The sequence below is a fragment of the Variovorax davisae genome, assembly GCF_030316845.1.
GTDB lineage: Bacteria > Pseudomonadota > Gammaproteobacteria > Burkholderiales > Burkholderiaceae_C > Variovorax > Variovorax davisae.
This window is the reverse complement of sequence record NZ_JASZYS010000020.1, coordinates 1-24,303: the sequence shown is the minus strand read 5'-3', so window position 1 is coordinate 24,303 and position 24,303 is coordinate 1. Positions and strand designations below refer to the sequence as shown.

Here is a 24,303-nt window from a genome sequence, read left to right as displayed (position 1 = left end):
AGACTTGTTGTGTGGTTAGCGGGCGCGCGTTTTTGCGCGATACGCCATGACCGGATGCGATGGAACGTGCTGTTTCTCAACGGGCCTAGCTGATGCCACGGGATCGCCTCCGGTGATGGAGCCGGTGCCGCCACGGCCGAGAGAAAATGCGTTCTTGAGGCCTGGCCCCGTCATCGCTTCGGCCAGTCCGCTTGACGCGCGCGCCGCGCCCGCGACCTTGGAGCCGAGGTTCGTTTCTGCCACGGCCCGGCCAGCCTTGCCGAGTGCTTCACCTGCAGCGGAGCCGGCCATGCGCCCAGCACCAAACGCGCCCGCTTTCGCAACTCCACCGACAGCTCCGCTCGCCAAGGACTTTGCCGCCGACAACGGCGTTGAAGCCATCGAAGGGCCAAACGCCGAGATGCCAATCCCTCCGACGATGTCGCCCGCGATGCTCGGGATCCGCGATGTCAGAACGCACAAGATCACAGATGCCCCGACTGCAGCGAATGCAGCCGTGACGAAATCGAGCGCGCCTGCGCTGGCGGCCAGGGCGCCGGTGAACGTCTGCAGGATTCCCATCCCAATGCCGACCACCGCGGAAATCACAACGGCCGTGAACGTGTACTTCAGGACGCCGCCCATCCATGCGTCCGTGAATCGAGCTGTCGACTGAAAGGCGAAGCAGGCAACAAAGATCGGGCCCAGGGCAAAGATCAAAGCGAGAGCGAAATCAATCACGATGAGATTGATCGCGCAGAGCGTTGCGAAGATCAGCATTGCGCCGACCATGAAGAACCAGCACCCGAGCGCAACGATCCCGGACGTGTCGGGCGATGTCGAAATCAGCGAGATGTGTTCGGAGGCCCACGCCCAGGTCGGATCCCAGCTCGACAGTGCAGCCGAGACGGCAGTGTCCAGAGCTTGGTAGCTCGTTGCGTTGCCGCTGACGAACATGCTTGTCAGGCCACTGCGCAATTCTTGGAAGAACCCGACCACGTTTTCCGAATAGGCTCCTGCAGAGATCGCTAGGCCGACGACCAGGAATGCGCGAATGAACTTCGCGAAGACATCGAGGATGGCGTGTTGACCGCCGGCACCACGCAGGATGTTGAAGCCGTGCCACATGATGGTCAGGGTGACGCCGACCAGGATCGGCGCCATGACCAGACCGCTTAGCTTGCCGGCGACACCGGACCAAGCATTCGTCGCATCAAGGATCTTCGACGCCAGGGGCGCGATGACTTGGAAATCAGCCATTAGCGTGTGTACTCCCGGCCGAAGTAGATGAGATTGCCGTTCTCACGCAGAGCGGCGATGGACTGGGCTGACACGAGACCACCGAACTGCACTTGATCGCCTGATAGCTGGCCGATGGCAGGTGCACCGGACGTGTAGTCGTGCGCTTCGAAGACCAGCCTTCCGCGCCCCTCGTGCGACACGGTCAGCGTCTCTTGCGGGTACTTGACGCGATGCCAGTTGCCCACAAATTTCTCAGCATTCCCAGAGGCATTGCAGCCGCCCACAAGCAGGCAACTGATTGCAAATAGCGAAGCAGCGAGAGCTTTCATGCTTTCGGGCTAGTTCAGGTTGAAGGGATTCGAACCGCCGCCGCTGGATCGGGTTAGGCGCTTCGAGCCCTCCTCTGCCTGCTGCTGACGGGTAAGGGCGAGCTGCTGTTCGCGCTGCTGGAGCGCCATATCCAGCATCACCTTTTCGTTCTGGATGTAGGCGATTTCCACGGAGAGGCGGTTCGCCAAGTCCGCGGCGGCCTTGGCGTCCGAGGTGTCGACTGACGACTGCAGTTGCTTCAAGTCCGTCTGCCGCTTTTGCGCAGCCTTCACTACGGTGTTGAGCAGCGAGATGTTCTCCGGTGCCGCCATCGTCGAGGATTCACAGCTGATGCGAGACCGCTGGTCGGTGGGGAACTTCTGCGAGCAGTCGTAACGCTTGACGTTTTCGTAAACGGTCCTTGCTGCGCTCGAAGCACCTGCAGCGCCTTGAGTGCGCAGCTGGTCGTACGTACCGGCGAAGTCACTCGGAAGCTCCTGCCGCGCCATGTTCCCCGCGAGCTGGGCCATGCCGCGACCGCCCTTGACCGCTTCAAGCTGTTCCTTCTGCGCCTTCAGCTGATCGGCCATCTGCTGGTACTGCTGAACCCAGGAAGCCACTTGCTGAATTTCTTGTGCCAGGCCGAGCAAGTCGGTCACTGGAATTTGCGCGAAAGCGCCGGCGGACGATGCCGCAAGCAGAACTGCCGCTGCCGCATTCCGCACGACTGCCGTAATGAATTTCATGATTCCCCCTTGATGAATGGAGCGAGCCATGCGCTCGGCTCATCGCCGAACCGGACCCGCAGTTTCTCGAGCCGAGCGACGTTGTCTGTCGTGCCCGACAACACCTTGAGTTCGTCGCGAAACCTGTGCAGGTCCAGCGACGCGAGATAGAAGCGATTGCCCTGCTTGATGGCGAACATCCGCGAGCCCTTGGGGAGTGCGGCGACGACATCGAACTCAGCGTCGGTCAACTTGAAGCCGCCGACGTATTCGGATCTGTCGGCTGAGACGTTTGGCAGAAAGATGAACGTCGCCGTTTGCTCGATGAGGGTTCGAGCAATCGGGCTTGCGAGCGTGTCGGATGGGCTTTGCGTCATGTAGACGCCAAAGCCGTTTTGCTTCCGGATCGTCTTCTGCTTGTTCTTCGCGAAGTCCTCGAAGTAGCTGACCGAGAGGGCCTTCCAGTACTCGTCCATGAAGAACGCGAAACGCCGACCGTCGATCAGTTGCTCGACGCGGTACATGAGGTACATCATGATCGCGGGGCACGTGCGGTCATCGTCAAGCAGTTCGGTGTAGTCGAAGCCGTAGCAGCGACCGTCTTCGAACTGCAGCAAATCGTCATCGGAATCCAAGGCCCACCCGAGAGGACCTTCAACGTCAGTACCCGTGCGACACCACTTTTGCAAGCGCGCGGCGACGCTGTTTTCTTCGGTGTCGGGCAGGTTCTGGAGGACCGCCGCAAAGCTCCGATGCTGCGTTGGCAGCATGCTGACGGCCATGACCGCATGGCGAATGTCAGCCTCTTCCCTTGCGGTATGGGGCCGCCCGCTCACCATCGTGCAGAACATGATGAGGTCGCCCCAGAACAAGAGCGTTTCCGGCGTTGGATCCATCTTGAACGGAGCGAAGCCAGTCTGGGCCCCGCGCTCCAGGGCGAGGTACTTGCCACCGATGGCGCGCACGAAAATTTCAGCGCCGCGGTCCTTGTCGAAGACCACCGTTTGTGTTCCGTACTTTGCGAGGTTCTGAAGAAGGAACAAGGCAAGGACCGTTTTGCCGCCGCCTGACATGCCGATGATTTGCGTGTTGCCAAGCGCTTTCTCGTCGAAAGCGTCCTTGTCCCTTTCGGTATCGTGAAAGTTGAAGTAGACGGGCTGGCCAGCGGGCGATTGGAGAATGGTGACGGCCTCACCCCATGGGTTCCCGTCGCGCTTGCCGTTGCTGAAGTTGTGCAGCGAGCAAAGCCCGGTGAAGTTACGCGAACTGAGATTCGCGACACGCGGGCGCGAACGCCAGTTGCCCGGCATCTGCGCAGCGAATGCATGGTCCGTGACCAGGTCAAGAGGTACGCCGAGGAATGCTGCATCCCCCAGCGCATCGATCGCAGCAGCTCGCGCAACTTTCACTTTCTCAGGCGAGGTGCCCTTCACTTGGATCGTGTAGTGGTACTCGCCGAACGAGAAGTTGCCGCTGATCACATCGTCGATCGCCTGCGTCATCTCCTCGACTTGCGACTGCGCGTTGTCTTCGGAGCTGATGAGCTGGTTGCGTTGCTTCTTTAGGACGGCTTGAGCGTCACGGGCGTTCATGGGCGAGAACGAGTGCGTTTCGACGTACTCGCAGGGAAGGCCCAACATCGTGTTCAGCACACCGGGAGACGTGAAATCAGCGTAGTCCTTGATGTCGACGAACGCACTGAAGATCGATCCGTGCTCGTCGCGTGTCTCGATCATTTCGGAGCCGAAGAACAGCCGTGCACGCGAAAGGTAGCGGTCCAGGGGGACATTCTTCAGAGGCACCGGCCGCCAGCTTCCATTCGCGAGGAAGGCATACAAGGCGAGCTGGTCGCTGAACTTATGGCCCTTGGATTCGTAGGCGCCCAGCAGCGTAGGACGGTAGTCGGCCAGCGTGCTCATGACCTGGCGGTTCAGGTTGTCCATCACATCCAGCGCGGCTTCGTTCTCCGCGCGGAATTCCTCGGCAGTGCGTGCCACGTTGCCGAAGATGCCGCGTGCTTTCTGCGGGTAGGGCCTGTAGACGATCGTCAAATAGATCTGCGTTGCCATCAGGCCGCCGCTCTCCATTTGCTCGTAGTACTTCGCCATCATTGCGTTCGCGAAGCCTTCGGGTGGAAGGTCCAGGCTGTCGCCGATCGCGCGACGAATGCGATGAACCCAGAACGAGTACTTCCCATTCGAAAGGCTTCGAATGAGTTGATTCAACGAGTTCATTTGCGCGAGCGCTTCATCGTTGCTCAGGCCCTCGAAGGGGAGCCCTTCGATCAGCCATGAGGAGACGTAGTCGCCGGTCTTCAGTACAACGACCTCTTCGGTCAGTGCATACGACATGGGGATGACGCGGCTGGGCGAGTCTTCCCGCGAACTCAGCTGCATCGAGTTAAGAACGGCGCTCACGGCCCTCCCCTTTTCTTGTAGTTGGTTGGCGACATGCTGTGCGCTCGCCAGAAATGCGCGTTCCGGCGGAATGGCCGGCTGCGCAGGTACATCAGGTACTGATTGAGGCGGTGGTCATCCTGGCTCGACATGTAGCGCATGACGGCGATGACGAAGACGAGCACGACCAGGACGGAGAGGCCAGTGACGGCCCCGGAGAACACCAGAGCCCACATCGCCAAAACAATGAAGGCCCCAATCACCAGAATGCACGGCACGATTGGGACCCCAAGCATCATCGCGGGGCGCGTGGCGCCTTTGAAGATGCGATCTCGCATCAGAAGAACAGCGACGAAATCGCGCTGCCGCTGCCGACCAGAATGCCACCCCAGAAGACCGGCGCGGTGTCTTTCCACTGAGCGGCCTGGAACATCATGCGAAAGCCCGTGAGCATGATCGCGAGCGTCACGACGACAGCGCCGATCGACAGCAGCCACGTCTGCACCTTGTTCAGTCCTTGCGTGGCTTTTTCGAACTGCGCGTAGGCCGGCGAGCACATGAAAAGCACCGCCATGAGCGCATACGCATTGCGAGCATTCACGACGGCGCTTTGCGCGCGCTCCGAGACTTTGAACAAACCAGTTTTCACTTCTAACTCCCGAGACCCCTCAGGCCTCTGTTGATGTCAAACCAAGCCGGGCCGCCTCTTGGTGGGCGTACCCGGCACACTTAATTTCTCCCTGAGCGCCTTGATGTTTCGGCCTGCTTTATCACAAGAGTAAACCTAAAAATAATCTTGTTTGCCAACCGAAACGACAACCGAATATACACCCAACCGCACCCTTGGTGGGTTGTGCGAGCCGAGAAAATTGCGGACGTGCAGAGTCCTGTCGTCTGCTGCGGTGGAGGCAGCGATAACGGGCCGAGAGCGCGCCTGAAGGCGACCTCTCCAGGGCGCATTGCGCGCCCTACGTTGGCGTGGGAGACAGCCGGTGTATGGGCAGCTCGATGCGGAAAACGGAGCCTCGCCCTACTCGGCTTTCCACCGATACGCGATGCTCAAGTCGATCTGCGAACCGCTTGACCAGAAAGAGGCCGAGGCCGAATCCTCCTGCCTGGCGGCTTGCTTCACTTCTGTCCTGATGGAATGCCTCGAAGATGTCGGGCATGACCTCCGGTCGGATGCCCGGCCCTTGGTCCCAGACCTCTACGAGGACTTTGGCACCACGGCGGCGCGCGGCCACCAGGACCCCGCGGCTTGTGAATTTCACAGCGTTCGAAAGAAGGTTCTCGAGCATTCGCTGCAGCATCGCTGGATCCGTCACGACCTCGATGTCTGTCGTTCTGAACATGAGCCGGATGTCGCGCGCTGCGGCGACATTCTCGAATTGAAGATCGAGCTTTTGAAGCAGGCGCTGCAGCTGCATGGGCCGCACCTCGGGCGCCATGTCATGCGCCTCGATGCGCGCGAATTCCAGGATGTGTTTGAAGTAGTCCTCAAGCTCTTCAACCTCATCGGACATCCGACTCAATGCCCAGCGAGCTTTGTCGTCTGCAGGCAGGTCCGCGATCGTCGAAAAAGCCATCAGCTTCATCGCATGCAGCCGCTGTTTGAAGTCGTGGCTCGCGCCGGCGAAGAACGTCGATCTACTCTTGAGGGTCGCGGCCGCTTCGCTTCGCATCTCTTCGAGCTGCGCATTCGTGCGCCGCATTTCGACAACGATCCGATCGGCTTGGTCCCGTCGTTCCATGAGGGGGCGCAGACGGGAATGCGAAATGATCGAGATGACCATCATCAGCACGACGCAAGCATTGAGGACGATGAGCACATTGATCCCAACCAGGTCGGTCAGCGCTGCCTTGGTCGACAGCGCAAGCCATAGCGCAGCGACGTACGTCGTCGCATGCACAGGCTGGGCGATCCAGCCGGCCATCGCCGCGATGCTCATCATCACGAATGCCACGACCAGCACGACGGAAGTTGTTGTGAAGTCTGTGCCGATGAACACATCGACCGTCCAGGCCCAGTGACTGACGGCAATTGCAAGCATCGCGATTGCGACCACCCTCCCCCATTCGGGTCCAGGGAGATGCATCCTGGCGCTGTACAGCGCCCATCGGACCAACCAGTTCGTGATCGATGCGACGACCCAAGCGGCCAGCCTCGCCTTGCTGATCGTTGGCTCCGCAACTTCTGCAACGTAGATCGCTATGACTGCGAGCACGAAGGCAACTTGGTTCGCGATCCAGGAGGAGATCGACCAAAAGCCTGCGGGTAGCGCTTTCTGCATGCTCAGTGCAGCGTGCCGAAACCCAGCATCCCGCACTCGATAGCCTTTGCCACCGCATGGCTCCGTGTGCTGACCTCCAACGCGGACATCGCCGCGTTGATGTGGTTGTTGACGGTTCCCTCTGAGAGCTTCAGCGATCTGCCGATTTGCTTGGAGTTGGAGCCTGTTCTAACCAGGTCGAGAATCTGCGCCTGGCGGCGTGTCAGCCTGACCACCTCGTGCCTGACTTGGGCACCCTCCGGCAGCGCAGCGAACGATTGCACTCCGACAAAGATTTTCCCGAGAGCTGCAGCGAACTCGTCGACCGGCGTAGCCTTGACGATGTAGCCGAGGAATCCCATCGCCTTGATCTGGGCGACGTAGTCGCTGCGGTGCGTGGCCGTGACCACACAGGCGATTCCTGCCAACCCCTGCCGTTGAATTTCCGTCGCCACCGACAGGCCGTGCGCTCCAGGTATATCGAGATCCAGCAGGATCCGATGCCATGCCCTGTTGGGATCTGTCAGGGCTTCGATTGCTGCACTCGCGTTGCTTCGTACAGTCGTACTCACCAGTGGGTAGGCCCTGCTGAGCAATTCCTTGGTCGCTTCGGCGACGAAAGGATGATCTTCGACGATGAGAACTTCGTTCATCTCCGTCCCCTGCCCGCTTCCAGGCGCCCTTTTCTCAGTCCTCGCATATGTGGTCCTCGGGCCGGATTTAGCATGCTAAACGGCCAACTTTCCGGTGACGCCCCCGGACCGACCGATTTAGCATGCTAAATGGCCGGTTCAGCGGCTGAGCAATATTGCGGCGACGAGGAGCGTGTTCATGCAGGTCAGGCCGCAAAGGAGCCAGAAGTACTTCGTGAATTGCTCCAGGGCACTCTTGGTCCCTCGCGCGGCTTCGGCATTCGCCTTGGCGGAAGCAATCCGCTCTTCGTCGACCTGACGTCGAACGACCTGCACCAGGCCATGGCCCATGGCCTCGAAGTCGGCCAGCGCCTTTCCTGCTGCGACCTTCACGCCCTCGGCGCTACCGTTGATATCGGCCACGATGGCAGGAAGCTGTAGCTGGAGTTCGTGAACTTCGCCCGCTAAATGCTGGATATCGACGAGCAGCTCCGCATGCACTGCCTCGATCAGCGCCTTCGCGCCGCCGCTCATGCCGTTGCTGGGCCGAAGAGCTTCGTGAAGACCGTATCCAGTTCCGCCTGAATGCCACGGGCCATGCGCGAAAGCACCTGCGCGGTAGCCAATTCGTGCTTCGCTTCCTTCGTGGCGGCCTCGGCGATTTGCTTGCGGAAGTCCCGTCCTTCTGCTGCCACATCCTTGACGGTGCGGCCAGTCAGGTAGGCGAAGCCTTCGCTTTCATGGACGATGGCATGTTCGATCTTGAGTCTTTCCAGCGCCTCCAGGGCAATGTCGAAGATCTTCTCCACGTCATCATCGGGATCCACATAGTTGAGGATCACCTTCATTTTCGAAGTCGGGACCCCGAGCACAGCCAGATCGCGGATGACCTTGACCGTGTCGTTTTGCTGCTTGGCCTTCGAAACCGTTGGGATCAGGAAATAGTCGAAGCCGTCCAGAACATCACCCATGCGGCCGACCTTGGCGAAGACTTGCTCGATGTTGCTGCTGCCGATGTCGACGATGGCCCGGTCAGCGGCGAGTACATCGATCATGACGGTCGCGAACTCTTTGCCCTTGACGTTCGATTCCTCGTCGCCTCCTTCGTTGATCGACTCGATGAACGTAATCGGGCATTCGCTCATTCGGGGCTGCAGTAGATGGCGGGCCAACGTCGACTTGCCTACGTTGCCCGAGTAGTTCAGCACCGCGATTTTGAACAAAGCGTTCTCACTCATTCCCACACTCCCTAACGGATAGATGAATGCGCCTACCCGCCTCCATCCCCTGGCGCTTTATCGCGCTCAGCGAGACGAAGACGCGCAAGCGCTCGATCCGATACAGCGCCCATATCCCGTGCCTCCGCCTTTTGAAGAATCGCGTTCAGGTCGGCGATGATCTTCATTTTCTCTTCGTTGGGTGTCTGAACGGTTGTACCGTGGGTTGATTCTACAGTTGCTTTAACGGTTGTCTCTGGGGTTGTCGATGCGGTTGCTGCTTCCGCACCGCCAGCCGCAGCGGCTGAGGCCTTGACGGCTGCCGAGGGAACTGGGGCAACTTGCGCTTCGCCACGTGTCCTCCCCGGCTTCCCCTTTTGCTGAGCGGCTTTCTGGGGCGTGGAAGTTGGCGCGGTCTCCGCGCTGGATCCGGCCTCTGAAACAGCGGCAGAGCGCCGTTCCACAAACGCCCTCGCCTCCTTGTCGAGATCGACGTTGGCGCTCAGCCAGCGCTGGAACGCCGTTCGTGAGATTGCGATGAGACCCTGTTCGGTTAGCGCTTTGAATATCAGCGCCTTTGAGTACCCGCTGACATACATCCGAATGATCGCGGGCCGGAACAGTTGCATGTAGGTCAGCGAATCTGGCGGATTCGCGGCCATGAACTGCTCAATGCGGGAGTCGATTTCCAGGGGGCTTGGTGGCAGCATGGATTGATGATACTGCAGCGAAGCCCGCAAAAGCCCGCAAAAGCCCGCAAACGCCCACTTGGGCCCGGCTGGAGCCCAACTCGTCTACAAAAGCCCGGTGCACTCAATCGGGCTCCAAGGAAGCCCGCATAATTCCAGATTTCCTCATATCTTCGGCAGAGAGGCACGTCTGGTATGTTTACAGCCGGCTACGCCTCTGTAAAATACCCGTGCCAAAGGCGCTGCCTTTGAAACCTTTTCAACCGGCTACGCCTCGCCGTTTAGCATGCTAAATGGGCCCCCAGGGACATGACAGAAGAACACGCACCAGGCTCCTCGGCCGACCAAGCCCTCGTCGACTCGCTTCCGGTTTCGCATGCTAAATCTCAGGGTGAAGCGACCAAGACGAGGGTCGTTTCATTCCGGATCAGCGCTTTGGCGCACGCCCAGATAACGTTCAAGGCGGAAGAGGCGGGCATCTCTACCCGTGCTTGGCTTGAACAAGCGATCCTCGGAAACCGGACGCAGATCGTTGCGCGGATGACGCCCCACCATGAGTTGAAGCCCCTGCTGTTCCAGGCCTGCAAGGCGGGGAACAACTTGAACCAGCTCGCACATCGGGTCAACACCCTTCGGCTGGAGGGCAAGTTGACTGCACAGGAATGTGCCGCGCTCCTCAAGGAGCTTCAGGCGATCCAGGCGACTTTCAGGGAGGCCGTCGCCAATGCTCGCGCGGATTAACTCAGCTGCCAGCGGCATCGTCGAGTACCTTGAGTCGGGGAGGAAGAAGGGCAGGGAGTTCGATCGCGATCTGATCGACGACCGTATTCCCCTGGCCGGCGACATCGAGTTGCTGAACGCTGTGATCGACGGGATCGTGACGAAGCAAGAGGGCGATTCGCGCTACCTCCACATCACCCTGGGCTTCGCCGAGCAGTTCACCGCGGCCGAAGAATGCGAGCCGGGCCAGATCAATGCGAAGGTGCTTCACGAAGTCGTAGACGCCTACCGGGAGGCAGTCATGGCTGCCTACGATCCCAGCGAGTACATGTTCTACGCCGAGGCGCACATTCCGAAGGTGACGCACGAGTTGAACGCGCGGTCCGGCGACTATGAGAGCCGGCTTCCTCACGTTCACATCGTCATTCCGATGCGCAACCTTGAGTCCGACAGGTTCATGGACCCGTTTGGCTACCTCAAGGAAATGTCCGTCCCCGAGGCAATCCAGGAACAGATCAATCAACGCTTCGGGCTCAAGAGCCCGAAGCAATCAAAGCGAGATCCGGCCGCCCCGGAGCATCCCCTAGGCCGGCACGAGGCATCCTTCGAGGGTCAGAGCCCGAAGCAGATCCGGGCCTACCTTGCGTCTCTCGTGGCCGAACGACACGTCGACACGTTTGAACAGCTCGTCGAAGCTGCGAGCACCATCGGCGTGACCACCGTTCGGCAGGGCAGGGATGGGACCTATATCAACGTCAAGCCGGATTGGGCGGACAAAGGCATCAACATCAAGGGCCTGAGTCGGGAGGGCTTTGCGGCCGAGGCGGAGGCGCTGCGCGCTCCCGCACCGGCCTCGGACTACGACCAGGTCGTAGAGCAGTGGCGGGCAAGAGGTTCTTTCGTGGCTCGCTATGTCGCGTCCCCCCGCCTCAAGAAGGCCTTCAAGGGGATGTCCTCGGCCAAGCAAGACGAGTTTCTCAGCGACTGTCGTGCGAAGACCCGTGCCCGGCTGGCTGTCTACGACGAGCCCATCGAGCGGCAGCTTGTCGGCGCCGCAGCTGAGGCAATCAATCGAGCGATGGCGAGGGTGGAAGAGCAGGGGGTTCCCACCCCGCGCCCGGCCGGCTTCGCTGCCCGTATCAAGTCACTTATCAAGGAACTCAAAAATGGAAGACCTGAACGAACTTTCGGCGTTGATGGAAACGCTGACAGAGCAAAACCTAGCGATGGCGCTGACTTTCGAGAAGATCTTGGCCGAGATGGAAGGGCCGTCCGAGGACGGCTTGGTCAAGACCCTCGAAAAGCTCCTCGTGCCGCTGGTGGACAGTTCGGAGCAGATCAAGGGCCATCTCGGGATCTGACCGACGCCGAACTGAAGGGCGAGACAGACCCGGAGGTTGTTCTCGCCGTCGCCCAGGAGCGCTTTGGGATTGACCTGGCCGAGTACCTCGTCGCGAAGGGCAAGGACGGCAAGCCGCGAATCCTTCACGCTGGTCGCCAGTACAACCTTGGCGACTTTTTCACCAAACACCTGAAGCAGCCTTGGGCCGAGGCCCTGCCGATCTTGGCCGAGTGCCATGCGCGCACGCTTGCAAAGCGGAACCCGAATCATGATGTCACCGACCCCCGAGCAGATAGCCAAGGCGATCGCTCAAGCCAAGGCCTACTCCGCCGCGCAGCAGCGGCTATCGCGCGCGGCCAACAAATTGCTGCTGACCCTGCGCAAGTCGCGAGGTACTTCCAGCGTCGAAGTCTTGGCGCAGCTCTTGATGCCACTTTGCGCGGACTACGGGAAGATCGCTCGCAAGACCAAACTCCTCTGACACCGAGGGAGCGCCTTGACCGCTCGGCCGCGGCCATTGCGCGTGGCGCCCAGGTCGCCAAGGATCCCGCGGCGATCCGCGCCGCGCTGGACCGCCGCAATCTCGGCCAAGCTCTTGCGACCACGCTGCGCAGGCTGACGATTGACCGGCCACAGGATCGCAAGTCGCAGACCGTGATCGAGGCGATTGCGGCCTCGGCTCACCGCGTTCCGCTGGCACCCGATCGGCTCAAGGCCGACACCAATCCTGCGATCGTCCTCACGGCCGCGCAGAGGCTCTACGGGATCGATCCCGCTGCCTATTCCATAGGCACCGGCTCTGACGGGTCGCCGCGGATCATTCACCAGGACAAGCAGTACAACCTTGGCGACTTTTTCACCAAGCACCTCAAGCGGCCATGGAAGGAGGCAGAGGGGGTGCTGAAGGACTGCTACCACGCGAGCATCTCCGATGCGCTGCCGCCACCGGACAAGGCCCTTTGGCGTCAGTTTTCCCAGTGGCGTAGCCGTCAGTTTGAGGAAGTCGCCGCCCGTAGGGCAGCGGACAGCGAGGGCTTTCGGACCCGCGTGCTGCAAAGCCGGGAGGACTACAAGCGCAAGAAGCAAGACGCGCAGTCGTTGCCAGGCCGGATGCGTGCTGCCGCCGTCACCCGAGCGCGAGCAGATCAATTCATCGCTCAGCAGACCATTGCCGCGGAACGTGCCCGTGCATCCTCAGAGGCGCGCGTGCCGCGTCGCAATGCCCACTACCGTGAATACTTGGTTGACCTGGCGAGCGGAGGAGATACCGCCGCGCTCGCCGAGCTGCGCCGTATGGCGCCTCATGAGAAGGATGTCGACCTCAAGATTTCAGGCGGGCGTAGCCAGCCGGTTTTTCCTCTGCCCACATACACCGTTGATGCCAGGGGCGGGGTCACATATCGCGCCGATGGTGGAGCAATCGTGCGCGATGCTGCCCAGGGGGTCACTGTTCTGACGCCTCAGACAAAGGCCTATGACGCCGCGATTCGAGTTGCCATCGCCCGGTATGGAAGAACGCTCACGCTCAACGGCGACGCTCAATTCGTCGCAGCCATGACCGACGCCGCTCGACGCACCGGCCTCGAGCTGACCCTTCGGGATTCTTCGAAACCTCAGGCGATGCCAATCGTGCTGCATGCGCGGGGCAGGGCAGCACCGAATCGGGAGCGCTGACGCGCCCCAGGCTGGCGGCCTTTCGCAAGGCGGAGGCCTGCATTTAGCATGCTAAATCGGGGCCCTGGCCCCGCTGCCAGTCAGCTTCACTCCCTCCCTTCCCAGCGTTGCGATTACATTTAGGTTGTCTCTAGAGTTGTTTTTAGAGATGACGATTAGATTGATCGTCCGTGCGATTGAGTTCAGGGAGAGAGATCGATGCAACGACTTTTCATCGCAGAAAAGCCTTCCGTGGCAAAGGAGCTGGCGGAGCTGCTCGGCGTCACCAGGCGGGGGCAGGGCTACTTTGAGTGTGGCAACGATGTTGTGAGTTCATGCTTTGGCCATCTGTTCGAGATGCCCAAGCCTGAGTTCTACAGCTCGGCGTACAAGCAATGGGACTTCGGCAATATGCCAATCGTCCCGCCTCAGTTCGTCGTCTTGCCCAAGGACGACGCCAAGGACCGGATCAAGCTTCTGACCCAACTGATGCGCGATGCGCAAGTTGTGGTCAATGCCGGCGACCCGGACAACGAGGGGCAGCTACTCGTCGATGAGGTCATCGAGCACGCGAAGTTTCGCGGACAGGTCCTGCGGTTCTGGTCGAACGCACAGGATCCGGCCAGCTTGCACGCAGCGATGGCAAACCTCCGGGACAACCGCGACTTCGCCGGCATGCGCGATGCGGCTCGGGGCCGATCGCGTGCCGATTGGCTGATCGGGATGAACGGCAGTCGCGCTTTTACTCTGCGGGCCCAGGCGCTGGGAAATCGTGGCGTCGTGCCGGTCGGGCGCGTCATGACGCCAACGCTGGCCATGGTGGCGAAGCGGGATGCTGAGGTCGCGAACTTCCGTCCTGTTCCTTATCACTTCGTCACGGTCCAGGTGCGTCATGCAGCAGCGGAATTCCGCATGCGATGGCAACCGCGCGAGGACCAGGTCGGCCTCGATCCCGATGGCAGGCTCGTCGATACCGCAGTCGCGGACGACATCGTCCAGCGCCTTGAGGGCGCGGTGGGTGTCATTTCCGAATACAACACGGTGCCCAAGGCTGAGCATCAGCCCAAGGGCCTCTCCCTGGCTGGCATCGGCTTGCTCGCCTCGGAGATGTTCGGCTACACCGCGGCCGAGACGCTGCAGATCTGCCAAGCGCTCTACGAGACACATAAGCTGACCAGCTACCCGCGCACCGATTGCGAGTACCTACCCGAGAACCAGCATGCCGCAGCCCCCGCGATCTTCGATGCGCTGCGCGAAAACCTGCCAGCAATCGGCGGGTGGATCGATGGCACCGATACCTCGATCAAGTCGAAGACATGGAACGATGCCAATGTCACAGCGCACCACGGCATCATCCCGACCACCATGCGAGCGGACTTGACCCGTCTGGCCGAGTACGAGCTGAATCTTTATCAGCTGATCGTCCGGGCCTACATCGCGCAGTTCTACCCAGTCCATCGCTACGACGAAATCACCGTGCACGCCACGACGCTGGGCGAAGACTTCGCCGCGCGAGGGAAGGTTGTCACCGAGCCCGGGTGGAAGCAGCTCTATCAGGCGCCGGTGGAGGAGGATGACGACAGCCAGGATCTGCCGATCATGGAGCTGCAGGACCCGGTCGAATTCCACTCTGCCCGCCGGCATGACAAGCGGACAAGCGCGCCGAAGCGTTTCACCGAGGGCACCTTGCCGCCCGCAATGGAAAACATCTACCGCTACATGGACGATCCTGTGGACCGCAAGGCCCTGCAGGATGGCGACGGGATCGGCACGCCGGCGACGCGCGGGGCGATCATCGAAGAATTGAAGCGTCGGGGTTTTCTCACGAACAGCGGCAAGTATCTGGTCAGCACCGAGGCCGGCCGCGCTGTCCTCGACATGCTTCCGCCCACAGTCAAGAGCCCCTCGCTCACTGCCCACTTTCAGCGGCAGTTGCGCGAGATCGAGCAGGGCGCCCGGAGCGTCGACCAGTTCGTGAGCGACCAGGTCGCCTTCGTCAGCGACCTCATCGGCCAAGCCAAGCTTGACCTCCCGGTCATCGAGCGCATCGACTGCCCGGCATGCGGCGCGTTGTTTCGCCGTGTGGCCAGGAAGGACGGCAGCGGGCACTTCTGGAGTTGCTCCGCCTGGCGGGACGGCTGCAAGTTCACCGCGAACGACGTCGAAGGGAGCCCGGACCTTGAACGTCGGAAAGCTGCGGCGTCTACCTCAAACTGAATGCTTTCGACCACGTTCGCCGTGCGAATGGAGAGAAAACCGTGTAAATCTGCACATTCCCAAACAGATTGCTACATGTTGCAATACTTTCACCGCACAACGTCAACCATCCACTCTCACAACGAGTACGAGAACCTCCATGACTGCAACCGCCGCCGCCCAGCCGATCTCGAAGACCTTCACTCGCGCTCAGGTCGCAGACGCGCTCATCTCCGCGGGCAACGATTCGCGTTCGACCGATGGGGATATTCGGCGCCTCACCACCGTCCATTTCCACATGATCGCGCACGACATGCAGACCATCGACAGCGAGTCGATGGACGACGAAAAGACCGCCCAGCTGTTGGACTATTTCGCTCCGGCGCAGTAACAATCGCAGGGTCGGCCTCGGCCGACCGGGTCAGCTTCAAAGCCGCGTACCCTCCCGGGTCGCGGCTTTTGTCTGCCGGAAGGATCAATTGCAAGGTGTTTGGGTTGTCGCTTAGGTTGTCGCTTAGGATAAGATCGCGACACTCCAAACACTTCGAGGAAACATGAAAACGATCACCATCGCGAATCAAAAGGGCGGCGTCGGCAAGACGACGCTGTCGTCTCACCTGGCCTTTGCCGCTGCCGGCGCCAACATGCGCGTCCTGCTTGCGGACTTCGATCCCCAAGCCAGCCTTTCGCTCGGATGCAACGTCGTCGTTCCTGACCCTGAGTTTCTGTCCACGATGGATCTTTTCGCCGAGCGGCCGGTATCGAAGCCGCTGCAGCCGGTCGACGAACACGTCAGCCTGATCCCTGCCGGCGATGAAGCCTTGTACGAGCTGCTGACAGCAAAGACCGATGTGGTCATTCGGGCGCGCACGGCGCTGCGCGCCCTCGCTTCAAAGTTCGATCTGTGCATCATCGACACGCCCCCCGAGCGAAATTCACTCCTTGTCGGCGCTCTGGCCGCCGCCGACTTCGTCATCACGCCGATGACGCTGGGCCTCTACGAGCAGGGCGGGGTGGCCAAGCTGTTCAACACGATCCAGGGGACGCAGTCGGCCCTGAACCCCGATCTTCGGCACCTGGGCATCCTTCTGATGAAGACGAACGGCCGCAGCGCCAAGGAGCGAGCGATGGTCCAACACATGCGCTCGGAGTACGGTGACTACGTGCTCTCCGCAGAGCTGCCCGAGCGCGCCGCAGTGCGGCACGCGGTCAACACCCGATCGCCAGTTTGGGAAAATCCTCGCGGCTCCAGCCACGAGAAAGCAGCGAAAGAATGGCGCGACGCCTGCACCATGATCCTGAAGGAAATCTCGAAATGAATGCCGCTGTGAACCCCGCCGCAAACCCCCTTGGCCTGAGCATGAACGAGATGTTCGCGAGCGTGAAGAAGGCCGCTCCGACCGAGGTCGACATCGACGTGATCGACGTTGCGCCGCAAGTGCGCAAGGAATTCGAGGACGACAACAACAAGCTATCGGACATGGCTGAGACCATCAAGAGCCATGGCGTGATCCAGCCCGTTTTGCTCCGCGTCCGGCCGGGCGGCAGGTACGAGCTTGTCGCCGGCGAGCGCCGTTTGCGCGCTGCAAAGCTCGCCGGCTTGACCAAGATCCCGTGCGTGATTCGAACGCTCACGGATGAGCAAGCGATCGAAGCTCAATTCATAGAGAACATCCATCGCAAGAACCTGACGCAGCTCGAAGAAGCAGGCAACCTCAAGAAAATGCTGGCCGGGGTGAACGGCGACCGTGCCGCGCTCGCCAAGAAAGTGCAGAAGAGTGCGGCGTGGATCGCCCAGATGCTGAACTTGCTTGACCTTTCGCCGCAAGCCCGCCGGCTGATCGATGAAGGCATCAGTTCGGATGTCACGGCAATCAACAACGTGCGTCAGATCGAGAAGACTAATCCCGTGCAAGCTAAGGCGCTGGTCGACCAGGCCGCGGCCAAGCCCGGCGTTACGGATCTGCGCAAGAAGACTGGCGAAGCGAAGAAGGAAAACAAGGTGCACACCCTGCCGGGCAAGAGCCCGGCACCAGTCAAGCCCTCGGGACCGGCTCCGTCGACCGCCACGCCTCGCGATCGGTCGATGGAGGAGCCGGGAACCCCTTCCGTCATGGGCGGTGGGAGCATTTTCCCGACCGCTCCCATGAAGCCGCACGAGAAAGCGATTACTGCTTTAGTAGACGCTTCCAAGAAATCGGGCGCGGTTGCGGTTACGATTGTTAATTCGGTTGCCCCTTCGGATCTGGAACTTGTTGCCAAGCATGGCAAGACTTTCTTCGACCGTGGCCAAGCTACCGAGGACCTCGCGCCGGCGCTGATCGCTGGACTCGCTCGCAACGAGTTCGGCAAGGGGCCGGTCGAGCTGTTCAATCTGACCGCTTTCCTGCAAGGGCATGGAAAGGCGGAGACCTTTGAAGTTGACAAGGCGATAGCCAAGATCATCAGCGCGACATGACCAAATTTTCCGAGACCTTGATGAGCCCCGACGAGTTCGAGGCCACGATGAACTACTTCCTCGTTCGCACGGGGAATAGTCGCGACATCGCGCACGCTTATCACGTTCTCGGAATGCCGGCCAGCACCATCGCAGCCCAGTTCAGCTGCACGAAGCAGAACGTCGTGAAGGTGCTCGCGCGCTTCAGTACGGCGTACGAACGCTACAACGCAGGCAAGCGCAATGCTGCCGCGAATGACGCAGCAGCGAAGCCGGCCGTGAAGAAGGTTGCCGCGAAAAAGGTTGCTGCCAAGCCAGCGACGAAGAAGGCAGCTGCCAAGAAGCCAGCGCGCTAGTCCTCACGTCCTTGCAGTCGCACACCTCCTCCGACGTCATAGCGCCAGATACCAAAGGCTTTTGGCCGGCGGAACCCGCCCTTAGCACGAAATTTGTTCGCCAGGCGCGAGCAAATCTGCCAAAGTTGGCAACCGAGCATCGGTGCCGCCTCGGGAATAAGACGAACACATGCGGCTCCACTCCTGAGGAGACGGACATGTTGATGCGTCAATTGCTATGCGCCGTGGCTTGCGTGGGCCTGGCTGGGGTCTCACATTCGCAAGGTGAGGGAGACGTAGGATGGTGCCTCGACGGAGACGCAGACTCCACAATATTTCAACAGCCACAACACGGGTATTGCCCTTCAGTCGCGGCCGGAGCGGTGGTTGGCAACTGGTACGGGAGTGTGGAGGCTCAATGGGTTGCAACCATGACGCAACAAGAGTGGACCAGGCGCGGCGCGCAGGTCCATGCGTGTTCAGGCAATCCCGCAGACCAGCTCAAGGCCGTGGGGCTCGCGGCTGCCTGCCAGTGTCATAACACCGATGCTGCGGACTGGATTGTCAACAATCCGATTCCGACGATTCGGGTATTGCGCCGGTGGGCGCGGTGCTAAGAGGCAGCTGAGGCGCTGCTTTCTCTAACGAAGTGGTGGCGCCGTCTTGTTGCCGTCAGCGAGAACGGATCCACCTCGGATCGGACAGTGAACCGAACACCTTCCGCCAGATTGCGGTAGCAGCCTTGTAGACCACATAGCCGGCGATCAGCCACCCGATCGTACTGGGCCACCGTCGACTTCATGTTGGTGAAAACTTGCTGTGCGCCAAAGAACCACACGACGAGCACGAGCCCAATCGAGTTGAACCAAAACCCAATTCGGAACAGAGCAAACATAGGATCGATCGACTGAGCTCGGGTGCCTTTTCGTGCCCCGCATCCGCTGCAGACGCTAGCGGAACTAGGCACTTCAGTTTTGCAGAACGGGCAGACGAGGCCATGGGTTGAATCGCTCATGATTTCTTCGGAGTCGGTGGGTTGAAGTGGGTGGCTAGAAACGAACCGATCGGAGCAGCTGCGGCCCGACGTTCACATCGACGACGTAGGGCGATTTCGCCGGCTCCATCGTCGTGACTTGATCGAAGACCAGGACGGTTTTCGTCTCAGGTGCGTCTTGCGTTCCTACGTTGAACGTGAGCGTCCCGAGCGACTTTCCCACGCAGACTTTGTTGGCTCGAGTTGCCGAGTTTTGCCCGCTACCTTCCCCGATCCCCGTGAGGAAGGTGACGCCTGAGGGCACGTCGACTGGTCGATCGTTTTGCCAAGGCAGCTTTGCCGGGGGTTTCGACACCAGGGCCAGTTGGTTGAAGGTGCTCGAAGGCAGCTGGACTGCTTGGACCGTGTCATCGAGGGCTCTCGTTCCGTCTGGACATTGATCGTAGGGTCGGTAGGCCGGTTTCATGGTCGCCGGGGCCCCTTCAGGACAGCTGGGAAAAGGCTCTTTCGGATCCTTGGCCTGGCCTTCGATGAACTTCCGAATCGGGGGGTCGCATTGAGGTTCTGCCGTAGGTCCGTTGGGGTTGGAGAGGCACATCAAGACCCTGCAGCCGTAGTCGTCCGCGTAGGCTTGTCCCGTGAAAGTTGCCGCCGAGATGATGGCGATCGCGCAGAGAGATTTCCTCACGTTGAACTCCTTGAATTTCGTTTTAAAGGGTTTAATTTTAGGTTGTCTATAAGGATTCTGGCGTCGACCGTGCAAGCCGGTCCCGGGCTTTCAGTGCTGCGCATCGAGCTCGTGCCGATCTCGCCCCTGCCGGGCACCAATCCCTGACGCACGCGGCCCGGCAGGGCCGCTGAAGACCAACACCTGTAGATCCTCCGACGCCGGCGCCGGCGTCGTGCGGGGTCGTTCGCTCCAGCTGGTCACGTGTGGCTGATCTGCCCTGCGGTCCGCCTCTCTCCGACGCATAGCGCCATCCCTGCGCGTGCGCTCGTCCTCGTCCTCACCCGGTCCCTTCGTTTCGCTCTCGGGCTGCGGCTTCCGGTCCGCTCCTCCCTCCCGCGCCTGGCTGTCGCTGGCCATGCGTCGAGGCGGCTCCGAAGAGCAGATTTTTTCAACCAAACGAAAGGCCAGTCATGAGCGAAGCGACCACACAAGACATCAACACACTTTCCACCGCGGCCGTTCCTTCCGCACCTCCCGAGGCTCACCAAAGAGCAGACGTGGGGGTCGGGGAACCTGAATACCGGGGGCTGTCGGCGACCTATTCGCCGGAAGACAACAAGCTGCGGCTGTATTCGCTTTCGCGCCTGGGCGCTGACCTCTACGCGCGGGTCAAGGGCGCGGGTTTCGCATGGGCACCGAAGCAGGAAGTGTTTGTGGCTCCGATGTGGACGCCCGGCCGTGAGGATCTGCTGATCGAGCTTTGCGGCGAGATTGGCGACGAAGACACGACGCTAGCCCAGCGCGCCGAGGAACGTGCGGACCGCTTCGAGGACTACAGCGAGAAGCGCGGCGCGGATGCGAGCGCGGCGCGTGACGCTGCGGCGTCGATTTCCTCGCGGTTCGAATTCGGGCAGCCGATCCTTGTCGGGCATCACAGCGAACGCAAGGCGCGCAAGGACAAAGAGCGCATCGACAACAGCATGCGCAAGGCCGTGCAGATGTGGGATACCGCGAACTACTGGCAAGCGCGGGCCAAGGGTGCGAAGCGGCACGCCGAATACAAGCAACTGCCCGCCGTGCGTCATCGTCGCGTCAAGGGCTTGGGCGCAGATCTCCGCAAGCAAGAGAAAGCGCTGAAGGAACACGAGACGTTTCTAGCGATGTGGCAAGTCCATGGCCTGACGGTTGAGCAGGCCGTGAAGATCTCGAACTTCGACTATGTGACGATCCAGCGCGAAGGCAAGCCCTATCCCGATTCGCTCTATTCGCTGCTGACCGCTGGCGACATCACGACCGCCGAAGCCGTCGCCCTGGCGGTGAAGAAGCACAACAGCGGCGCGACATGGTGCCGGCGCTGGATTGCCCACTACACGAACCGCATGGACTACGAGAAGGCCATGCTTGACGAGTCGGGCGGCATCAAGGCGGACGGATTCGACATCCAGGCGGGCGGGCGTGTGCTGGTCGATGGCGAATGGTTGACCGTGACGCGCGTAAACAAGGCGGGCGGCGTCATCAACAGCGTTTCGACCAATGCGCGATATGTGAAGGTGAAGGGCATCGAGGAGGTCAAAGGCTACAAGGCACCCAGCGCCGAAGACGCCGACAGGGTGAAGGCCGCGACGACCCTCCCGCCGCTTTGCAACTACCCCGGCGAAGGCTTCCATTCGATGACTAAGGCCGAATGGGACGCGACCCACAAGGATTACAAGGGCTCACGCGAGCTTGGCCAAGGTGCCGCGCGTTCGCGCGCGGGCAGCGGCCGGCCTGACATCAAGCCGGGGGAGGGCGTCGAGCTGGTCGGCCGTCATCGCGTGCGGTCCGTGGTGCATCGTGGTGCCTTAGTGGCGGTCTTCATCTCCGACGCGAAACGCAAGGATGCCCCGGCGCCCGTCGCCGCTCCCGCTGATCCGGTCCAGCTGCCGATCGTTCGCGATGTCACCGAAGCCGAACCAGCTCGCCCAGTCCAGCAGCCTGCGCAGCGGACCGAGTTCGACGCGATGCGCGAAACCCTGCGGGCTGGTGGCGTGCAGACCGTGACCGCTCCGCAACTTTTCCCGACGCCGGCAACCCTGGCCGAACGCATGGCACAAGAAGCCGGCATGAAGGCGGGTTGCTCCGTGCTGGAGCCGAGCGCGGGCACGGGTTCGCTACTGCGCGCCGTTGCTGAGCAGCTCGCTCCCGCGACTGCCCAGGTTGTCGCCGTCGAAATCAATCCGTCGCTCGTCGCCGCGATCAACAAGGCTTTCCCCGATGTGTCGACGATCTGCGGCGATTTCATGCGCTGCGATCCCCGCGACCTTGGGTTTTTCGATGTGGTGCTGATGAACCCGCCGTTCGTTTTGGCACAGGACATCGAGCATATCCAGCACGCGAAGAAGTTCATTCGACCTGGCGGGCGTCTGGTCGCGATTTGCGCGAATGGTCCGCGCCAACAGGCAGCGCTGAAGCCCCTTGCCGAGGCCTCTGGCGGCTTCTACGAGCCCCTGCCGCCCGGCACGTTCAAGGAGTCGGGCACCGGCGTTAACACCGCCCTGCTTTTGATTGAAGGCTGATTGAGACCCCCGGGCGCTGATCGCGCGCCCGGCAACTCGAGCGCGTCCCGCCCATTTCCCAAAGCATCCGAAGGCATTCCATGATCGAACTGAAATCCCGCCCTGCACAAAGCACCGCCGCCGAGGGTGGACCGGTCCTCACTGCTGCGCAACGTCGCGCGCTGCGCGATGCCCTGGCGGGCAAGCCGCTTGCACTGTGCTTTGGATCGGGCGTCGATTCAACCGCGATGATCGTCGCCCTGCATGAGGCCGGCATCCGGCCCGATGTCATCACGTTCGCCGACACGGGCGGCGAAAAGCCCGAGACGCTGGCGCACGTCGACAAGATGAAACGCGTTCTACGCGGCTGGGCGTGGCCGCTGATCGACGTTTGCAAGAAGGTGCCGAAGGAGACGACCGGCTACACCGATCTGTACGGCAACTGCATGGCGAACGAGACGCTTCCGTCCTTGGCCTTCGGAATGAAATCGTGCAGCATCAAATGGAAGGGCGGTCCTCAAGACCAGTTTCTCAAGGGCGCGAAGAGCGGTCCAGGTGCGCGTCCTGCGCATCCTCTCTGGGTCGATACGCAAGCCGCAGGCCTGCGGATCGTGAAGCTGATCGGCTACGACTGTGGCAAGGCCGATCTGAAGCGCTCTAGCAGCGTCAAGAAGGCCGATGCAGACTTTGATTACTCCTACCCCCTGCAGCTGATCGGATGGACGCGCGGGGACTGCGTCCAGGCCATCACCAGCGCCCTCGGCGTCGACATGGTGCCGATCAAGTCGGCGTGCTTCTTCTGCCCGGCCTCGAAGCAGTGGGAGCTGTACTGGCTGGCGGCCCATCACCCGGAGCTGATGGAGCAGGCGCTTGTGCTGGAGCGCAATGCGCTCACCGGGCGACACAGCCGATTCGACGAGGTCGAATTCGGAGCCACATGGGAAGACATGGTGCGCAATGCGGACAGCTTCCCGAGCAGCAACACGACGGTTGGGCTCGGCCGCAGCTTCGCTTGGAACCAGTGGGCGCGGGTGAACGAGGTTGTCGACGAGGATTTCAAGGTCGATCGCTCGAAGCGCTATCGCTTCATCGCGATCGCCGATGCGATGCGCAGCTCGGACAACGCGCTGGACGCGCGCACCGTTCGCCGGCCTTGAGGCCTCAGGCCGAGCCGCATCGCGGCAGGCGCTCAACAGGGGCAACCGCCCCTTTCGCCGCGCGGCTTAACCCTAACGAGCAGAAAGGCGCAAGGAGCGCCGGCCCTCATCGACCTGATGGTTCGCGACATCGCCGGCGCCTGGCGACTCCCCGAAGCGAACGACTGCTATCGGACACGGCGACCGTCTGGAGTGGGCCCCAAGCGGTCATAGCCGCCGCTCCAAAGCGGGCGTTCGACAGTAGAGTGGTCGCTTGTCGGCGTCGGCAACTGCCGAATCCCAGGGAGCTTTGGACAGACCCCGCGCACCGCCTTGCTAGTCAGGCAAAGCAGCGCGGAGATTCACATACTCGCGTGTCTTTCTATTCTTTAGGGCGCTCTTTAAGGCTGAAATTCCAGTGCCTTGGAGCGTCAATCCAGCACCGTGTCCGGCAGGGATAACTTCCAGCGGACTTTTAAAGAACTTATTGTGGACTTGCATCAAGCGGAGGTCGACGGTTCCAATCACTCCGAGGTCTACGGTTCTTAGGTCGGGAGCTTCCCCCTCAAGCCGCTCCAAGGTGATTTCGGTATAGACCGTGCCGATTGGCACGTTGACGTAATCGTGGAGCCGTACACCGTCCCATCGTCGGCAATCTGGTCCACAAGAAAAGTGATGAGTCGCATATGTTCGAAGTCGCTTTGGATGTCCGGTTATGGCCGAGGCTGTGTGGAAACTCCCTTGATGGTCGCCTATATTGAGCCAACCCGTCTGAACGAGGTGGTGGTCCATGAAGAGATTCATCGAAGGCGAAGACCGACAGCAGG

21 protein-coding genes are annotated in these 24,303 nt (G+C 61.0%); 9 read left to right on the top strand and 12 right to left on the bottom strand.

Going from position 1 to position 24,303, the window contains the following annotated elements:
* Positions 1-15: 15 nt before the first annotated feature.
* The 11 genes from QTI33_RS31755 to QTI33_RS31705 form a co-directional block, all read right to left on the bottom strand.
* Entirely contained in the window at positions 16-1,239 is a 1,224-nt protein-coding gene (locus QTI33_RS31755; protein WP_286510558.1) for a TrbL/VirB6 family protein, read from the bottom strand.
* A complete protein-coding gene (locus QTI33_RS31750) occupies positions 1,239-1,550 on the bottom strand; it encodes a hypothetical protein (protein ID WP_286510557.1) in 312 nt (103 codons plus the stop codon). The genes QTI33_RS31755 and QTI33_RS31750 overlap by 1 nt, the downstream gene beginning before the upstream one ends.
* Before the next feature lie 9 nt (positions 1,551-1,559).
* Positions 1,560-2,276, bottom strand: a complete 717-nt coding sequence (locus QTI33_RS31745; protein WP_286510556.1) for a type IV secretion system protein — start codon at positions 2,274-2,276, stop codon at positions 1,560-1,562.
* Positions 2,273-4,672: a VirB4 family type IV secretion/conjugal transfer ATPase gene (locus QTI33_RS31740; protein ID WP_286510555.1), complete on the bottom strand. Its 2,400-nt coding sequence runs from the start codon at positions 4,670-4,672 to the stop codon at positions 2,273-2,275. Before QTI33_RS31740 ends, QTI33_RS31745 begins: the two co-directional genes overlap by 4 nt.
* Positions 4,669-4,989 (bottom strand): VirB3 family type IV secretion system protein, encoded by a 321-nt coding sequence (locus tag QTI33_RS31735; RefSeq protein ID WP_286510554.1) that lies wholly within the window; start codon positions 4,987-4,989, stop codon positions 4,669-4,671. Before QTI33_RS31735 ends, QTI33_RS31740 begins: the two co-directional genes overlap by 4 nt.
* Positions 4,989-5,252, bottom strand: coding sequence for a TrbC/VirB2 family protein (locus QTI33_RS31730; RefSeq protein ID WP_286510553.1), 264 nt, complete (start codon positions 5,250-5,252; stop codon positions 4,989-4,991). The genes QTI33_RS31735 and QTI33_RS31730 overlap by 1 nt, the downstream gene beginning before the upstream one ends.
* 367 nt (positions 5,253-5,619) lie before the next feature.
* Positions 5,620-6,942, bottom strand: a complete 1,323-nt coding sequence (locus tag QTI33_RS31725; RefSeq protein WP_286510552.1) for a sensor histidine kinase — start codon at positions 6,940-6,942, stop codon at positions 5,620-5,622.
* A 2-nt stretch (positions 6,943-6,944) separates the two neighbouring features.
* Complete coding sequence (locus QTI33_RS31720; protein WP_286510551.1) at positions 6,945-7,574, bottom strand: response regulator transcription factor; 630 nt, start codon at positions 7,572-7,574, stop codon at positions 6,945-6,947.
* A gap of 138 nt (positions 7,575-7,712) precedes the next feature.
* Positions 7,713-8,087, bottom strand: a complete 375-nt coding sequence (locus QTI33_RS31715) for a hypothetical protein (protein WP_286510550.1) — start codon at positions 8,085-8,087, stop codon at positions 7,713-7,715.
* Complete coding sequence (gene stbB, locus QTI33_RS31710; protein ID WP_286510549.1) at positions 8,084-8,791, bottom strand: StbB family protein; 708 nt, start codon at positions 8,789-8,791, stop codon at positions 8,084-8,086. Before stbB ends, QTI33_RS31715 begins: the two co-directional genes overlap by 4 nt.
* Positions 8,792-8,823: 32 nt before the next feature.
* The gene (locus tag QTI33_RS31705; protein ID WP_286510548.1) at positions 8,824-9,480 is read right to left on the bottom strand and encodes a hypothetical protein; all 657 of its coding nucleotides are present in this window, start codon (positions 9,478-9,480) and stop codon (positions 8,824-8,826) included.
* A 288-nt stretch (positions 9,481-9,768) separates the two neighbouring features.
* Between QTI33_RS31705 and QTI33_RS31700 the strand changes: the two genes are divergently transcribed.
* The 7 genes from QTI33_RS31700 (at position 9,769) to QTI33_RS31670 (ending at position 18,163) form a co-directional block, all read left to right on the top strand.
* Positions 9,769-10,200 (top strand): plasmid mobilization protein, encoded by a 432-nt coding sequence (locus QTI33_RS31700; RefSeq protein ID WP_286510547.1) that lies wholly within the window; start codon positions 9,769-9,771, stop codon positions 10,198-10,200.
* Positions 10,184-13,195 carry an LPD7 domain-containing protein gene (locus QTI33_RS31695; protein WP_286510546.1) on the top strand — a complete coding sequence of 1,004 codons (3,012 nt, stop codon included), beginning with the start codon at positions 10,184-10,186 and terminating at the stop codon, positions 13,193-13,195. The genes QTI33_RS31700 and QTI33_RS31695 overlap by 17 nt, the downstream gene beginning before the upstream one ends.
* Positions 13,196-13,393: 198 nt before the next feature.
* Entirely contained in the window at positions 13,394-15,391 is a 1,998-nt protein-coding gene (locus tag QTI33_RS31690; RefSeq protein WP_286510545.1) for a DNA topoisomerase 3, read from the top strand.
* 139 nt (positions 15,392-15,530) lie between these two features.
* Positions 15,531-15,761, top strand: coding sequence for a hypothetical protein (locus QTI33_RS31685; RefSeq protein WP_286510544.1), 231 nt, complete (start codon positions 15,531-15,533; stop codon positions 15,759-15,761).
* A gap of 163 nt (positions 15,762-15,924) precedes the next feature.
* A complete protein-coding gene (locus QTI33_RS31680; protein ID WP_286510543.1) occupies positions 15,925-16,689 on the top strand; it encodes a ParA family protein in 765 nt (254 codons plus the stop codon).
* Positions 16,686-17,828, top strand: a complete 1,143-nt coding sequence (locus QTI33_RS31675) for a ParB/RepB/Spo0J family partition protein (RefSeq protein WP_286510542.1) — start codon at positions 16,686-16,688, stop codon at positions 17,826-17,828. Before QTI33_RS31680 ends, QTI33_RS31675 begins: the two co-directional genes overlap by 4 nt.
* Complete coding sequence (locus QTI33_RS31670) at positions 17,825-18,163, top strand: hypothetical protein (protein ID WP_286510541.1); 339 nt, start codon at positions 17,825-17,827, stop codon at positions 18,161-18,163. Before QTI33_RS31675 ends, QTI33_RS31670 begins: the two co-directional genes overlap by 4 nt.
* Before the next feature lie 1,028 nt (positions 18,164-19,191).
* Here the strand turns inward: QTI33_RS31670 and QTI33_RS31665 are convergent.
* Positions 19,192-19,824 (bottom strand): hypothetical protein, encoded by a 633-nt coding sequence (locus tag QTI33_RS31665; protein ID WP_286510540.1) that lies wholly within the window; start codon positions 19,822-19,824, stop codon positions 19,192-19,194.
* Between the two features lie 452 nt (positions 19,825-20,276).
* Here QTI33_RS31665 and QTI33_RS31660 point away from each other — a divergent pair, with 452 nt between their 5' ends.
* The gene (locus tag QTI33_RS31660; protein WP_286510539.1) at positions 20,277-22,361 is read left to right on the top strand and encodes a DUF3560 domain-containing protein; all 2,085 of its coding nucleotides are present in this window, start codon (positions 20,277-20,279) and stop codon (positions 22,359-22,361) included.
* 80 nt (positions 22,362-22,441) lie between these two features.
* Positions 22,442-23,497, top strand: a complete 1,056-nt coding sequence (locus QTI33_RS31655) for a hypothetical protein (protein ID WP_286510538.1) — start codon at positions 22,442-22,444, stop codon at positions 23,495-23,497.
* The last annotated feature ends 806 nt before the right edge of the window (positions 23,498-24,303 follow it).

What these genes read in the sequence shown, in the direction of transcription:
- QTI33_RS31755 (WP_286510558.1), bottom strand. Translation starts at nt 1,239, where the DNA reads ATGGCTGATTTCCAAGTCATCGCGCCCCTGGCGTCGAAGATCCTTGAT.
- QTI33_RS31750 (WP_286510557.1), bottom strand. Translation starts at nt 1,550, where the DNA reads ATGAAAGCTCTCGCTGCTTCGCTATTTGCAATCAGTTGCCTGCTTGTG.
- QTI33_RS31745 (WP_286510556.1), bottom strand. Translation starts at nt 2,276, where the DNA reads ATGAAATTCATTACGGCAGTCGTGCGGAATGCGGCAGCGGCAGTTCTG.
- QTI33_RS31735 (WP_286510554.1), bottom strand. Translation starts at nt 4,989, where the DNA reads ATGCGAGATCGCATCTTCAAAGGCGCCACGCGCCCCGCGATGATGCTT.
- QTI33_RS31725 (WP_286510552.1), bottom strand. Translation starts at nt 6,942, where the DNA reads ATGCAGAAAGCGCTACCCGCAGGCTTTTGGTCGATCTCCTCCTGGATC.
- QTI33_RS31720 (WP_286510551.1), bottom strand. Translation starts at nt 7,574, where the DNA reads ATGAACGAAGTTCTCATCGTCGAAGATCATCCTTTCGTCGCCGAAGCG.
- QTI33_RS31715 (WP_286510550.1), bottom strand. Translation starts at nt 8,087, where the DNA reads ATGAGCGGCGGCGCGAAGGCGCTGATCGAGGCAGTGCATGCGGAGCTG.
- stbB (WP_286510549.1), bottom strand. Translation starts at nt 8,791, where the DNA reads ATGAGTGAGAACGCTTTGTTCAAAATCGCGGTGCTGAACTACTCGGGC.
- QTI33_RS31705 (WP_286510548.1), bottom strand. Translation starts at nt 9,480, where the DNA reads ATGCTGCCACCAAGCCCCCTGGAAATCGACTCCCGCATTGAGCAGTTC.
- QTI33_RS31700 (WP_286510547.1), top strand. Translation starts at nt 9,769, where the DNA reads ATGACAGAAGAACACGCACCAGGCTCCTCGGCCGACCAAGCCCTCGTC.
- QTI33_RS31695 (WP_286510546.1), top strand. Translation starts at nt 10,184, where the DNA reads ATGCTCGCGCGGATTAACTCAGCTGCCAGCGGCATCGTCGAGTACCTT.
- QTI33_RS31690 (WP_286510545.1), top strand. Translation starts at nt 13,394, where the DNA reads ATGCAACGACTTTTCATCGCAGAAAAGCCTTCCGTGGCAAAGGAGCTG.
- QTI33_RS31685 (WP_286510544.1), top strand. Translation starts at nt 15,531, where the DNA reads ATGACTGCAACCGCCGCCGCCCAGCCGATCTCGAAGACCTTCACTCGC.
- QTI33_RS31680 (WP_286510543.1), top strand. Translation starts at nt 15,925, where the DNA reads ATGAAAACGATCACCATCGCGAATCAAAAGGGCGGCGTCGGCAAGACG.
- QTI33_RS31675 (WP_286510542.1), top strand. Translation starts at nt 16,686, where the DNA reads ATGAATGCCGCTGTGAACCCCGCCGCAAACCCCCTTGGCCTGAGCATG.
- QTI33_RS31670 (WP_286510541.1), top strand. Translation starts at nt 17,825, where the DNA reads ATGACCAAATTTTCCGAGACCTTGATGAGCCCCGACGAGTTCGAGGCC.
- QTI33_RS31660 (WP_286510539.1), top strand. Translation starts at nt 20,277, where the DNA reads ATGAGCGAAGCGACCACACAAGACATCAACACACTTTCCACCGCGGCC.
- QTI33_RS31655 (WP_286510538.1), top strand. Translation starts at nt 22,442, where the DNA reads ATGATCGAACTGAAATCCCGCCCTGCACAAAGCACCGCCGCCGAGGGT.